The organism is Allobosea minatitlanensis (assembly GCF_964020775.1).
Window position 1 is genome coordinate 3,662,042 of sequence record NZ_OZ224509.1, and the last position, 13,723, is coordinate 3,675,764.

The window sequence follows — 13,723 nt, forward strand, 5'->3', positions numbered from 1 at the left end:
TGGTCTTCACGCGCTCTTATCCAAAAGGGGGGCATCCCCCGCGAGCCGACCGGCGCCGCGGCGCCTTCGGTGTCCAATCTGGCCTGTCAGTCGCATCGCTTCAGGGAACATGCCCGCAAACAAACGCTGATCCTGGGCAAAGGCCTACCGATGAAGGGGCCGCCCAAGGCTCCGGCTCTGACGCCGCCAGCTTCGGCTGGAAGCTGCATAACCGCTTTTCGCCGCGTCTCCAAGCGAAATCGACCAAAAGCCTGTGTATTTCAGGCGGGCGCGAAGATCAGCGCGCGCTCATGACCTCCAAGATCATGACGGCTGCCCCGGAGTTCAAGCCCCCCGGCCGCCATGATCGCAACAACGTCGTTCTTCTGCCCGGCGCCGATCTCGAAGACGATGAAGCCGCCCGGCGCCAGCAGCGCCGGCAGGCTGCGCGCGAAGATCCGGTAGGGTCCGAGCCCGTCGGCCCCTCCGTCGAGCGCGAGGAGCGGGTCATGCTCGCGCACCTCCGTCGACAGTGTCGCGATCTCGGCGGTCGGAATATAGGGCGGGTTCGAGACGATGAGATCGAAGGCGCCAGCAAGGCCTTCGGCCCAGCTCCCCTTGCGGAAGGAGGCCCGTGCGGCGACGCCGTTCAGCATCGCATTGCCGGCCGCGGTGCGGCAGGCTTCCTCCGAGAGATCGACGCCCAGCCCCCGCGCCTGCGGGCATTCGCTGAGCAGCGCGACCAGCAGGCAGCCGGTCCCGGTGCCGAGATCGAGGAGCGAGAGGTTTTCGCCGCGGCGCGCGCCCAGTTGCGCCAGGGCCGCCTCGACGATCGTCTCGCTGTCCGGGCGCGGCTCCAGCGTCGCCGGCGACAGCCGGAAGGTCAGCCCCCAGAATTCGCGCTCGCCCAGGATGCGCCAGACCGGCTCGCCCGCGGCGCGACGCTGCAGGTAGCCGGCGAAGGTGGCCGCCGCGGCGGCGTCGAGCGCGCGTTCCGGATCGAGCGCGCGCGTCCCGACGCTGCCTTCGAGCAGCAGCCTAGCCTCGAGCCCGGCCGCGGCGATGCCGGCCGCGCGCAGGATCGGCACGGCGCGGCGTCGCGCCTCCCTCACGGTCGGCGCGGCGCCTTCGCCCGATCCGGCGCTGCGAACGGCAGCCGGCCTCAGCCGTTGCCCTGCATCTTCTGGTCGACGCACTGCTTCATCTTGATGCGCAGCGACTTCTTGCTCTCGCGGGCGCCGCGCATCTCCAGCCGGCAGGCCTTGCGGGCCTGGGCCTGGGTCATCGAGCCCTGAAGCGCGGCCGGCGGGCCGGAGGTCAGCTTGCGCATGGTCCGCTCCTGCGCCTGCGAGACGCCGCTGACCGCCAGCGTCATCAGCCCGGCCATCGCGATCATCGATACGGTCTTGAGCATGGGAAGAAGCCCCCTTTCCTGGTGTCGATGCGTCATCAACGCGAGGAGAAGATTTTGGTTTCATCGCCGCCCCTTCAAGCGACATCTTCTTCCGACAAAAGCCGCGCCTGATGCTCGGCCGTCAGCGCGTCGATGATCTCGTCGAGAACGAGGCCCTGCATCATCTCGTCGAGCTTGTAGAGCGTCAGGTTGATGCGATGGTCGGTGACGCGCCCCTGCGGGAAGTTATAGGTGCGGATGCGTTCGGACCTGTCGCCGGAGCCGACCTGGGCGCGCCGGTCGGCGGCACGCTCGGCATCGGCGCGGCTGCGCTCCAGATCGTAGAGGCGGGCGCGCAGCAATTCGTAGGCGCGGGCCTTGTTCTTGTGCTGGGAGCGCTCGTCCTGCACGAGCACGACGGTATTGGTCGGAATATGGGTCAGGCGCACGGCCGATTCGGTCTTGTTGACATGCTGGCCGCCGGCGCCGCCGGAGCGCAGCGTGTCGATGCGGATATCGGCGTCGTTGAGGGCGACGTCGACCTCGCTCGCCAGCGGCAGCATGGCGACGGTCGCCGCCGAGGTGTGGATGCGCCCGCTCGCCTCGGTATCGGGCACGCGCTGGACGCGGTGGACGCCGGATTCGAATTTCAGCCGCGCATAGACGCCGCGGCCGCTGATCTCGGCGATGACCTCCTTGTAGCCGCCGACCGTGCCTTCGCTCTCGGTCAGGACATCGACGCTCCAGCCCTTCTGGGCGGCGTAGCGCTGATACATCCGCAGCAGGTCGCCGGCGAAGAGCGAGGCCTCGTCGCCGCCGGTGCCGGCGCGGATCTCGAGGATGACGCCGCGCTCGTCGGCGGCGTCCTTCGGCAGGAGCGCGATCAGGATCTCGCGGGCGCGCGCCTCGATCTCGGCCCGAGCGCCGTCCCGCTCCTCATAGGCGAGATCGCGGAACTCGGGCTCGGTCGCCGGGTCCGCGATCAGCGCCTCGGCCTCGGCCAGGGTTTCCTGCGCCCGGTGCCAGGAGGCGATGGCCGCCACCACCGGATCGAGCTCCGACAATTCCTTGGCGAGCTCGACGGTGCGGGCGGGGTCCGCGGCATGGTTGATCTCCTCGGTCGCCGCGGCATGACGCGCCACGATGGCGTCGAGACGATCCTGAGGGAGCTGTAGGGACATGGGGGAACTCTGGGAACGAACGGAAAAGCGGGCCGCGCAGCCGGGGAGCGGCGCTAGACCGGCACCTTGAACTCGGAGGCGAAGGCCGCGAGCTGCGGACGCAGGTTGATCGTGCCTTCGGGCGAGGCGAGCATCCAGTCGAGCCGCTCGCGGAGCTTGCCGGCATCGAGCGCGCGCAGCATCGCCTTGACCGGGCCGATCGAGGCCGCCGACATCGAGAAGGCCCGGTAACCCAGACCGATCAGGGCCATGGTCTCGAGCGGCCTGCCGCCCATCTCGCCGCAGACCGTGACGGGGCAGCGGGCCTCCTCCGCCGCATCGACGATGCGCCGCAGGGCGCGCAGGGCGCCGACGCTGAGCGGGTCGAAACGGTCGGCGACGCGCTTGTTCTCGCGGTCGGCCGCGAACAGGAACTGCATCAGGTCGTTGGTGCCGATCGAGAGGAAATCGGCCTCACGCGCGATCTCCTGCAGCTCGAACAGCAGCGAGGGTACCTCGACCATCACGCCGACGCGCAGGTCGCGCGGCGGCGCCACGCCCTGCTTCTCCAGCATCGCCTGCTCGCGGCGCAGGATCACCCGGGCGCGGCGGAACTCCTCGGTCGTCGCGACCATCGGCAGCATGATCTTGAGGTTGCGGCCGGCGCCGGCGCGCAGCATCGCGCGCAACTGCGCCCTGAGCAGGCGCGGCTTGTCGAGGCCGATGCGGATCGCGCGCCAGCCCAGCGCCGGGTTCTCCTCCTCGATCCGCTCCATATAGGGCAGCACCTTGTCGCCGCCGATATCGAGGGTGCGGAAGGTGACGGGCCGCTCGCCCGCCACATCGAGCACGGCAGCATAGAGCGCCTGCTGCTCGGCGGTGGTCGGCATGTGCTGCGCCACCATGAACTGCAATTCGGTGCGGAAAAGCCCGATGCCGGAGGCCGCCGTCGCCGCGATGTTCGGCATGTCGATGATCAGCCCGGCATTGATCTGCAGGGTGATCCCGACGCCGTCCCTGGTGACGGCGGGCAGCTCCTTCAGCTTCTCGTACTGCTTCTGCTTGCGGGCGCGCAGCCGCGCCTTGTCCTTGTAGGCGTTCTCGACGTTGGGCTGCGGGCGGATCTGCACCTCGCCGGCCTGGCCGTCGACGATGATGGCGTCGCCCGGCTGCACCAGCGCCGTGGCGTTGACGACCTCGCCGACCGCGGGAATGCCGAGCGCGCGCGCGACGATCGCGATATGGCTCGCCGGGCCCCCTTCCTCGAGCAGGACCCCGCGCAGGCGGGCCCTGTCGTAGTCGAGCAGCGCCGCGGGCCCCATTGAGCGCGCCACCAAGATGGCGTTCTCGGGCAGGTCCTCGCGCGCGACGCCGTTGGCCTTGCCGGTCAGCGTCCGCAGCAGGCGGTTGGCCAGGTCGTCGAGATCGTGCAGGCGCTCGCGCAGATAGGGGTCGGTCTGGCGCAGCATCCGGGCGCGCGTGTCGGACTGCACGCGCTCGACCGCGGCCTCGGCGGTGAGGCCGGTCAGCACCACCTCGCGCATGCGGCGCAGCCAGCCCTGGTCATGAGCGAACATGCGGAAGGTCTCGAGCACGTCGCGATGCTCGCCGGTATGGGCGACGTCGCCGCGCTCGATTAGTTCGTCGATCGAGGCGCGCATCTCGCCGATGGCGGCCTCGAGCCGGTTGACCTCGGCGGTCGGATTCTCGGCGATGAGGTTGGTGATGGCGACGCGCGGCTCGTGCAGCACCGCATGGCCGAGGCCGACGCCGTCGGCCAGCGAGACGCCGACGCCATGGATCGGCCGGTCGAGGCCGATCGAGGCGCCCGGCGCCGCCAGGGATTTGAGGCCGCCGGCAGCGATCATCTCCGCCATGATCATGGCGGTGGTCTGCAGCGTCTCGATCTCCTCCTCGGAATAGATCCGGGAGGCGCGGTTCTGGATGACGAGCACGCCCATCACCGCGCCGCCGCGCAGGATCGGCACGCCGAGGAAGGAGCGGTAGACCTCCTCGCCCGTCTCCGGACGGTAGGAGAAGGCCGGATGCGCCTGCGCATCCGACAGCGCCAGCGGCTCCGCCTCGCTGGCGATGAGGCCGACCAGGCCCTCGCCGGCGCGCATGGTGGTGAGGTGCACCGCCTCGCGGTTGAGGCCTTCGGTGGCGTAGAGTTCGAGCGAGCCGTCCTCGCGCAGGACGTAGACGGAGCAGACTTCCGCGACGAGATTGCCGGCGATCAGGACGACAAGCCGGTCCAGTCGCTCCTGCGGGCTGATGGATGCGGCCATCACCTCGCGGAGGCGGCGCAGCAGAACGCCCGGTCCTCCGAGAGCGCCTCGCATCGATCTCAGCCCTCCGCCCGCCTCCTCAGCCATCGACGATACGATGCCTGTCCAGACCCCCGAGTCGCCCGCTCGGGTCCTTGCGCCTTCTAGCGACCAAAACCCGCCTTCGGCAAGAGCTTGATGCGCGGGGCGCCGCGCGGGAAACGATCGCGCGCCGATTTCGGCGGGCGCCCGGCCGCCCCTTCGCCTCAACGGACGAGGGTCAGATGCGAGGCCTCGCCGGCCGCGGAAGCCCGCTTCCGGCCCGGGCCGGCGGAGGCGTCCCGAGCCTCGCCGCGCTCCTGCGCGGCCGGGCGGGTCGTTGATCGCGCCGATCTCGCGCCCGCGCGCCGGGCCGGCGTCTCGGCCTTGGCCCCGGCCTTGCCGGGCGGCTCGACATCCTCCGCCGCGACGGGCTCTCCGGCGAGCGCCTCCAGATAGCACCGCGTCCACCAGTGGATGCCGCTCGCCTCGATGATCTGATAGAGCGCCTCGAAGCGGCGGATGCGCTCGCTTTTGGGCATCGCCAGCGCGGTGCGGATCGCCTCCGCGACCTCGTGCGTGTCGTAAGGGTTGACGATCAGCGCCTCGCCGAGCTGCTGCGCCGCGCCGGCGAAGCGGGAGAGCACCAGCACGCCGGGGTCGGCCGGGTTCTGGGCCGCGACATATTCCTTGGCCACGAGGTTCATGCCGTCGCGCATCGGCGTCACCAGCCCGACCTGGGCGCTGCGGTAGAGACCGGCCAGCGCGGTGCGGGAATAGGCCTTCTTGACGACGCGGATCGGCGTCCAGTCGAATTCGCCGAGCTGGGCGTTGAGCCGGCCGGCGACCTCGTCCGACATGCGGTCGAGCTCGGCATATTCCGGCACGTCGCTGCGCGACGGCGGGGCGATCTGCAGCAGGCCGACACGGCCGCGCTCCTCGGGATGGCTGCGCAGGAACTGGCCGAAGGCCTCGAGCCGCTGGACGATGCCCTTGGAATAGTCGAGCCGGTCGACGCCGATCACCAGCTTGCGCTCGCCGAGCGATTCGCGCGTCGCTCGCAGCGGCGTCGCCGCCTGCCGGACCGAGGCCGCCGCCAGCCGGCGGAACGCCTCGACATCGATGCCGATCGGGAAGGCCCGCACCGCCGTCTCGCGCAAGCCGAGACGGACGCGCCGCCCATCGAACTTCGCGCCGCACAGCATCACCAGGCAATCGACCAGATTGCGGGCGTCGAGCCGCGTCTGCACGCCGACGAGATCGTAGGCGGCGAGCGTGCGCACCAGCGTGGCGCTGAACGGCAGGGCGGTCAGCGTGTCGGCCGAGGGCCAGGGGATATGGTGGAAATAGCCGATCCGGTTGGTCACGCCGCGGCGGCGCAGCTCGGCCGCGAGCGGGATCAGGTGGTAGTCGTGGATCCAGATGACGTCGTCGGGCCGGATCATCCCGGCCAGCTCGCGCGCGAAGCGGCGGTTGACGCCGAGATAGCCCATATAGTCGCTGCGCTGGAACTCGGTCAGCCCGAGCCGGTAATGCATGATCGGCCAGAGGGCCCGGTTCGAGAAGCCGAGATAATAGCTCTCGCGCTCGGCCTCGCTGAGATCGGTCACCGCATAGGTGACGTTGCCGCGCTGGGTCTCGCGCAACTGCCGGGCCGCGCCGACCACCCCGCTCCAGCCGAACCACAGGCCGCCATGCCGTTCCAGCGCCTCGCGCAAGGCGACCGCGAGCCCCCCTGCCGTCGCCTTCTCGTGGCGATCGGGGATGGTGACGCGGTTGGAAACGACGACCAGGCGCATAGGCGGCGAGTTCTCCGAAGGAAGGCCGCCCGATTTTCGCCACCGGCGGCCGGAACAGAACGCCGGAAAAGACGTAATGTTTCCGTGGAGCAGAGCCGGGAGCGTGGCGAAGCGATGGCGACCCTGCGGGGAAATCGTGGTCCTTATGTTAGGCTCTCAGTAGATCGAGACAACCCCGAGGACGAATTTTCAGCGGCCACGGTCGAGAAATCGCTCAAACGAAAGGATTCGCGGGCCAGGCGGCCGTTCTTCTGCCGCCTTCTCCGCACAGATACAGAATCATGACGACCCTGATCGAACCCATATCTGCCCGCAGCGCTTCCGATACCGCTCCCGCCGCCCAGCAGCTCGCTCTCTTCCTGGATTTCGACGGCACGCTCGTCGAGATCGCCCCCTCGCCGGAAGACGTGAAGCTCGACCGGCGCGTGGCGCCCGCGCTCGCGGCGCTGCGCGGGACGCTGGGCGGCGCCCTCGCCCTGGTGTCCGGCCGGCCGATCGCCTTTCTCGACGCGATGCTCGCGCCTCATCGTTTCGACATCGCCGGCCTGCACGGCGCGCAGATCCGGCTCGACGGCGAACTGCACGCGCAGTCCGCCCAGCCCGGCAGCCTGCGCGAGGCGCTGCGCGACCTCGTCCGCTTCGCCAACAGCCATGTCGGCATTCTCGTCGAGGACAAGCGCGTCTCCGTCGCGCTGCACTGGCGGCTCGCCCCCTCGCTCCAGGACGAGGCGCTGGCGCTGATGCGCCGCACCGCCGCCCGGATCGGACCGGGCGTGCGCCTGCAGGAGGGCAAGTCGGTCGCCGAGATCGTGCCGGCGAACGCCAGCAAGGGCCACGCCATCGCCTGGCTGATGGCGAAGCCGGCCTATGCCGGCCGCCGGCCGGTCTTCATCGGCGACGACATCACCGACGAGGACGGCTTCGCGGCGGTCAATGCGATGGGCGGGCTGTCGGTGCGGATCGGCGCCGACCGCGAAAGCCAGGCCGGCCTGCGGCTGGCATCGCCGACGGCGCTGCGCCACATCCTTCTCGAAGCCGCCGAAAGCGGCCATCTTTCCGCCGACGACTTCGCCCGGACGAACCAGGACTGATCATGACCGTAACGACCACGGCCGCGGGGCATCACTCCGCCTCGCTCGACCTCGGCGTGATCGGCAACTGCTCGATCGCCGCGCTCATCGACCGGCGCGCCCGCATCGTCTGGGGCTGCTTTCCGCGCTTCGACCGCGACCCCGTCTTCTGCTCGCTGATCGACAACGAGGCGGATGACGGCGACGAGGCGCCGAAGAAGGGCTTCTTCGCGATCGAGCTCGTCGGCATGACGCGCTGCGAGCAGAGCTATCTCGACAACACCGCGATCCTCTCCTCGGTCCTCTCCGACGACCAGGGCAACGCCATCGAGATCCTCGATTTCGCGCCGCGCTTCGTGCGCTACGAGCGCTTCTTCCGCCCGCCGCAGCTCGTGCGGCGGGTGCGGCGGGTCTCGGGCCGGCCGCGCATCCGCGTCCTGGTCAGGCCCTGCCTCGGCATCGGCGAGGAGCCGGACGAGGTCACGCGCGGCTCCAACCATGTCCGCTTCGTCGGCGCCGCCCAGACCATCCGGCTGACCACCAACGCGCCCCTCTCCTATGTCGTCGAAGGCATCCCCTTCGCGGTCGACCAGACCTATTCCTTCTTCATCGGCGCGGACGAGGCGCTGCGTGCCGAGATCGAGACCACCTCGCGCGAATTCCTCGACAAGACCACCGACTACTGGCGCGACTGGGTGCGCTCGCTCTCGATCCCCTTCGAATACCAGACCGCCGTGATCCGGGCCGCGATCACGCTGAAGCTCTGCGCCTTCGAGGAGACCGGCGCCATCGTCGCGGCGCTGACCACCTCGATCCCCGAGGCGCCGGGCACGCAGCGCAACTGGGACTATCGCTATTGCTGGCTGCGCGACGCCTATTTCGTGGTGCATGCGCTGAACCGCCTCGGCACGACCCGGACGATGGAGGACTATCTCGGCTTCATCACCAATATCGTCGATTCCTTCTCGGAAAGCGGCGCCGAGCACCTGCCGCCGCTCTATCCGATCACCCGCGGCGGCACGCTGACCGAGTTCGAGGCCGGCAATCTCTCGGGCTATCGCGGGCACCGGCCGGTGCGCTTCGGCAACGGCGCGGCCGTGCAGATCCAGAACGACGGCTATGGCGCGGTGGTGCTGGCGGCGACGCATTCCTTCTTCGACCGGCGCCTGATCCAGCCCGGCAAGGACACGCTCTTCGCCCAGCTCGAGCGCATGGGCGAGCTGGCGCTCTCCGTCTTCGACAAGCCCGATGCCGGCCCCTGGGAATTGCGCGAGAAGGAGGCCGTGCACGCCTTCTCCAGCGTGATGTGCTGGGCGGCCTGCGACCGGCTGGCCCGCATCGCCGGCACGCTCGGCCGGGCCGACCGCAAGGAATACTGGAAGGACCATGCCCGCCGGCTCAAGGAAATCATCGCCGAGCGGATCTGGAACGAGCGGAAGGGCCATTTCGTCTCGACCTTCGACGGCGAGGATCTCGACGCGACGCTGCTGCTGCTGGCCGAGATCGGCTTCGTCAAGCCGGAGGACGCGCGCTTCGTCGCCACGGTCGAGGCGATCGGCCGCGACCTGAAGCGCGGCGACCTGCTGCTGCGCTACGCCACGCAGGACGATTTCGGCTACATGCACACCGGCTTCCTGATCTGCGCCTTCTGGTATGTCGATGCGCTGAACGCGATCGGGCGCCACGAGGAGGCCAAGGAACTGTTCGAGCGCATCCTGCAGCGGCGCAACAGCTTCGGCCTGCTCTCGGAGGACGCCGACCTCAAGACCGGCGAGCTCTGGGGCAATTTCCCGCAGACCTATTCGATGGTCGGCATGATCAACTGCGCCATGCGCCTCAGCCGCAATTGGGAAGAGGCGTTCTAGCACCCTGCCCTGCGGGCGGAATCCGCTCAGCGCGGCGCGCCGAAGCGGAAGGCGATCGGGATCACGCCGTAGACCATCGCCACCACCATGGGCGGCACGGCCAGGGCCGTGACGCCGGGGATGGACCAGCCCGCGGTGAAGGGCGCCAGCGCCCCGAGGACGAGATTGATCGCCGCGTAGGCCCCGGCGATCGCGACGATCAGAAAACGCAAGCGCGAGGCCAGGCGCGAAAACGAGGGGCGGGTCATCGGGCATCTTCATGTAACGAAACGTTCCGTTTCTATTGATTGAATTAAACGGACCGTTTCGTTATGTCAAGGACCGGAGCGATGCGCGGATGAGGTTCGCGGGAATGGAGACAAAACCGAAGCGCCGTGCCTCGATCGGCGCGCGACGCAGCCCGGAGACCGAAGCCGCCGTCAAGGCGGCGGCGCGCGACCTCCTGGCGGAAAAGGGCTATGCCGGCTTCTCGATCGAGGAGGTCGCGCGGCGCGCCGGCGCAGGCAAGCCGACGATCTATCGCTGGTGGCCGAACAAGGCCGAGCTGTTCATCGCGATCTACGGGGTCGAGAAGGACGCCGCCATTCCCGTCCCGGACGAGGGCTCGCTGCGCGCCGACCTGCTGCGCTACACGATAAATCTCTGGCGCTTCTGGCGCGAGGACGCGGCAGGACGCGTCTTCCGGGGGCTGGTCGCCGAGGCGCAGACCAGCGAGACGGCGCTCGCCGCCCTGCGCTTCAAGTTCATGCCGGAACGCCTCGCCTCACCGCGCCGGATGTTCGTGCGCGCGGCCGAGCGCGGTGAATTCGAGCCTGCCGAAATCGACGACCGGCTGGAACTCTGGGTCGGCTTCAACTGGCTGCACGTGCTGACCGACCGGCTGAGCGAGGACGAGGCTTCGCTCAGCCGCAAGATCGATCTGCTCTGCCGCTGAGCTCCTTCACTCCACCTTGGCCGCCGCCCGCATCACCGCGAGCGCCAGCACCTGCGCCGCCGGCACCAGGCTCTCGACCTCGAGGAACTCGTCCGGCGTATGGGCCATGCCGCCGATCGGGCCGACGCTGCACAGGGTCGGCGTGCCCTGCGCCGCGGTGAAGCCGGAATCGGCGCAGCCGCCGGTGAATTCCGCCGTCACGCCGATGCCGAAAGCCGCGGCCGCCTCGCGATAGGTGTCGTAGAGCGCAGCCAATTCCGGGGAGCGCTCCAGCGGCAGGAACTCGCCCTTGATCGAGAGCGCGGCGCCGGTGCCGGGGACCTCCGGCGTCTCGACGATCGCCCTGATCCTGCCGACCATCTCGTCGCGCTGGGCGGCGGTGACGTAGCGCAGGTCGATCTCGCACCAGGCGCTCGGTGCGACGGTGTTGACGGTCTGGCCGCCGCCGATCAGGCCGACATTGACGGTGACGCCCTTCTCCAGATCTGTGAGGCCCTGGAGCTTCGGGATCTTGATGCCGAGATCGACGATGGCCGAGGCGCCCTTCTCGTAATTCGCGCCGGAATGGGCCGGCTTGCCGGTGAACTCGGCGCGCATGAAGACGCCACCCTTGCGGCCGCTGGTGACCGATTGCCTGTGGTCCTTCGCGAAATCGGTGCCGGCCGGCAGGCGGCTCGGCTCGGCGTTGAAGACGCAGCGCGATTCGCGCGCCGCCGCCTCGATCACCGGGCGCGAGGAGGGCGAGCCGATCTCCTCGTCGCTGGTCGTCAGCATCATGAGCGGCGCGGCGAGCCCGCCGCATTCGGCGAAGGCGGCGGCGACGAAAGCCTCGATCACCACGCCGCTCTTCATGTCGGCGACGCCCGGGCCATAGGCCCGCGTGCCCTTGATGGTGAAGGGCCGGCGCGTCGGCTCGCCCTTGGGGAAGACCGTGTCGCGATGGCCGAGCAGCAGCACCGGGCGCTGGTCGTTGGCCGCCGGATTGGGCAGGCGCGCCTTGACGGCATCGCCGAAGCGGCTGTCCGGCACGATCTCGACCGCGAGGCCGTTGGCCTCGTGGAAGCGCGCCAGGACCGCGCCGGCCGCATCGACGCCGGCCTTGTCGTAGGAGCCCGAATCGGTGTCGACCAGCTCGCGCAGCAGCGCGACCATGCCCTCCTTGCGGTTCGCCAGCCACTCCGTGACCTTCTGTTCCTCGGGGGTCAACGCGCTCATCGGCTCACTCGCATTCGTTCCGGATGGGACAAGGCCGGCAGCTTAGCGGCTGGGCGGCATGCGGCAATGGCGGATGGCCGCGGCGACGCCATTCATGCCGCGCATGCCGCCGGGACGCGTCACAGCAGGCCGGCTGACCAGGCGGCGACATAGACCGCCGTTCCCGCCGCCATCGGCACCAGCGGGTTCACCTTGGAGCGGTAGGTGACGAAGGCCGTCGCCGCCGTGATCGCGAAGCCGAAGAGGCCGGCATCGGCGGCCAGCGCCGCGACCGCGCCGCTCGCCAGCATCAGGCCGAGCGCGATCGGCACCAGCGCCAGGGTGACGACCCGGACGATGCGGTTGTCGCCGAAGCGCCGCAAGCCGCGGCTGCAGACGAGCGCGAGCACGGAGGACGGCAGCAGCATCGCCGCGGTGGCGACCAGCAGGCCGCCCGTCCCGGCGACATGCCAGCCGACGATGCTGGCGAGCATGACGTTCGGCCCCGGCGCGGTCTGGGCGATGGCGAAGAGCCGGGCGAAGGTCGGCGCGTCCATCCAGCCGAGGATCTCGACGATCTGCCGGTGAATCTCCGGCACCACGGCATTGGCGCCGCCGATCGCCATCAGCGAGATCGTGCCGAAGGTGACGACGAGCTGACCGAGGACGCCGCGTTCCATCAGAGCCGCCGCGCTCCGAGCGAGGCCGCGGCGAGGCCGAGCGGCACGAGCACCAGCAGGCTCGGCAGCATGGGCAGGCGCAGCACGCCGACGGCGAGGAAGGCGGCGGCCGCCATGAGCCAGGCCCAGCGCGCCAGCCCCGCCTTGGCCATGAGCCGCGCCGCCGTGCCGAGGATGAGGCCGGCGGCGCTGGCGGCCGCGCCGGTCAGCGCGACCTGCGCCAGCGGATGGCCGGAGACCGCGTCATAGATGTTCGCGAGCGCGACCAGCGAGAGCAGCGGCATGGCCATCAGCGCGAAGACGCAGGTCAGCGCCCCGGCCGCGCCGCGAAAGCGGTCGCCCAGCATGACGGCGGCGTTGACGGTGTTGGCTCCGGGCAGGGCCTGGCAGATGCCCATCAGCTCGGCATAGGCGCGGTCGTCGAGCCAGTTGCGCTCGGCGACGATGATGTGCCGCGCCACGGGGCCGACGCCGCCGAAACCCATCAGCCCGATCTTGAGGAAGCCGGTGAACAGGTCGGGCAGGCCCGGCCGGCCCGCCTCCGTGGCGGTTTCGAGGGCGCCCATCGGCAGCTAGCGGCGGGCTTCCATCGCCATGCGCAGGGCGAAGCCGGCCAGCACCGTGCCCATCAGCCAGCGCTGCACCAGCGACCAGAAGGGCCGCGTCCTCAGGAAGAGGGCGATGCTGCCCGCCGCGATCGCGATCAAGGCGTTCACGCTGCCGCTGACGACGATCTGGGTGAAGCCCAGCACGATCGACTGGCCCAGCACATGGCCGGCGGCGGGGTCGATGAATTGCGGCAGCAGCGCGAGATAGAGCATCGCGATCTTCGGATTGAGCAGGCTGGTCAGCAGGCCCATGGCGAAGAGCTTGCGCGGCCCGTCATGGGGCAGATCGCGCAGATGGAAGGGCGAGCGGCCGCCGGGGCGCACGGCCTGCCAGGCGAGCCAGAGCAGATAGGCCGCGCCGCCGAGTCGCAGCACGTCATAGGCGTAAGGCACCGCGAAGAGCAGCGCCGTGATGCCGAAGGCGGCGCAGACCATGTAGACGACGAAGCCGAGGACGACGCCGCCGAGCGAGATCAACCCCGCCGCCCTGCCCTGCGCGATCGAGCGCGAGATCAGGTAGATCATGTTCGGCCCCGGCGTCAGCACCATGCCGAGCGCGATCAGGGCGAAAGTCGCGAGTGTCGTCGTCTCGGGCATGGGCGAGCGCTCCGGCGGGATCCTGCGCATGGAGCATGGATCGCGGCCGCGGACAATCGACGGCGCCGCCGGGACGGCCATGCAGCGCCGGGATGCATCGAGACCCGCATCGCCACCGCCGGGCGGAACCGGCGGGAG

Annotated in this window: 13 protein-coding genes; 3 read left to right on the forward strand and 10 right to left on the reverse strand. The window is 69.8% G+C overall.

Annotation, left to right across the window (positions count from 1 at the left end; translation table 11 throughout):
- Positions 1-260 precede the first annotated feature (260 nt).
- The 5 genes from prmC to ACWH43_RS18100 all read right to left on the reverse strand — a co-directional run bounded on the left by prmC (position 261) and on the right by ACWH43_RS18100 (position 6,637).
- Positions 261-1,091, reverse strand: coding sequence for a peptide chain release factor N(5)-glutamine methyltransferase (prmC, locus tag ACWH43_RS18080; RefSeq protein ID WP_260348093.1), 831 nt, complete (start codon positions 1,089-1,091; stop codon positions 261-263).
- 50 nt (positions 1,092-1,141) lie between these two features.
- Positions 1,142-1,393, reverse strand: coding sequence for a hypothetical protein (locus ACWH43_RS18085; protein WP_260348092.1), 252 nt, complete (start codon positions 1,391-1,393; stop codon positions 1,142-1,144).
- A 74-nt stretch (positions 1,394-1,467) separates the two neighbouring features.
- The gene (prfA, locus tag ACWH43_RS18090) at positions 1,468-2,553 is read right to left on the reverse strand and encodes a peptide chain release factor 1 (protein WP_158445619.1); all 1,086 of its coding nucleotides are present in this window, start codon (positions 2,551-2,553) and stop codon (positions 1,468-1,470) included.
- A 53-nt stretch (positions 2,554-2,606) separates the two neighbouring features.
- On the reverse strand, positions 2,607-4,874 hold the full coding sequence (gene ptsP / locus ACWH43_RS18095) for a phosphoenolpyruvate--protein phosphotransferase (RefSeq protein ID WP_448153573.1): 2,268 nt from the start codon (positions 4,872-4,874) through the stop codon (positions 2,607-2,609).
- Between the two features lie 191 nt (positions 4,875-5,065).
- Positions 5,066-6,637, reverse strand: a complete 1,572-nt coding sequence (locus ACWH43_RS18100) for an alpha,alpha-trehalose-phosphate synthase (UDP-forming) (RefSeq protein ID WP_158448145.1) — start codon at positions 6,635-6,637, stop codon at positions 5,066-5,068.
- Between the two features lie 281 nt (positions 6,638-6,918).
- On the opposite strand from ACWH43_RS18100, the gene otsB reads away from it, so the two are divergent.
- Positions 6,919-7,728: a trehalose-phosphatase gene (gene otsB, locus ACWH43_RS18105; protein WP_158443596.1), complete on the forward strand. Its 810-nt coding sequence runs from the start codon at positions 6,919-6,921 to the stop codon at positions 7,726-7,728.
- A 2-nt stretch (positions 7,729-7,730) separates the two neighbouring features.
- A complete protein-coding gene (locus tag ACWH43_RS18110; RefSeq protein ID WP_158443597.1) occupies positions 7,731-9,572 on the forward strand; it encodes a glycoside hydrolase family 15 protein in 1,842 nt (613 codons plus the stop codon).
- A gap of 26 nt (positions 9,573-9,598) precedes the next feature.
- Here ACWH43_RS18110 and ACWH43_RS18115 read toward each other — a convergent pair whose 3' ends face one another.
- Complete coding sequence (locus ACWH43_RS18115) at positions 9,599-9,820, reverse strand: hypothetical protein (RefSeq protein WP_158443598.1); 222 nt, start codon at positions 9,818-9,820, stop codon at positions 9,599-9,601.
- Between the two features lie 104 nt (positions 9,821-9,924).
- Between ACWH43_RS18115 and ACWH43_RS18120 the strand changes: the two genes are divergently transcribed.
- The gene (locus ACWH43_RS18120; protein ID WP_158443599.1) at positions 9,925-10,506 is read left to right on the forward strand and encodes a TetR/AcrR family transcriptional regulator; all 582 of its coding nucleotides are present in this window, start codon (positions 9,925-9,927) and stop codon (positions 10,504-10,506) included.
- A gap of 6 nt (positions 10,507-10,512) precedes the next feature.
- On the opposite strand, the gene ACWH43_RS18125 is transcribed toward ACWH43_RS18120, so the two are convergent.
- From ACWH43_RS18125 to ACWH43_RS18140, 4 genes are all read right to left on the reverse strand, one after another.
- Positions 10,513-11,721 (reverse strand): M20 family metallopeptidase, encoded by a 1,209-nt coding sequence (locus ACWH43_RS18125; protein ID WP_448153574.1) that lies wholly within the window; start codon positions 11,719-11,721, stop codon positions 10,513-10,515.
- 119 nt (positions 11,722-11,840) lie between these two features.
- Entirely contained in the window at positions 11,841-12,380 is a 540-nt protein-coding gene (locus tag ACWH43_RS18130; protein ID WP_158443601.1) for a chromate transporter, read from the reverse strand.
- A complete protein-coding gene (locus tag ACWH43_RS18135; RefSeq protein ID WP_158443602.1) occupies positions 12,380-12,946 on the reverse strand; it encodes a chromate transporter in 567 nt (188 codons plus the stop codon). Before ACWH43_RS18135 ends, ACWH43_RS18130 begins: the two co-directional genes overlap by 1 nt.
- A 6-nt stretch (positions 12,947-12,952) precedes the next feature.
- Positions 12,953-13,585, reverse strand: a complete 633-nt coding sequence (locus ACWH43_RS18140) for a LysE family translocator (protein ID WP_158443603.1) — start codon at positions 13,583-13,585, stop codon at positions 12,953-12,955.
- Between the last annotated feature and the right edge of the window lie 138 nt (positions 13,586-13,723).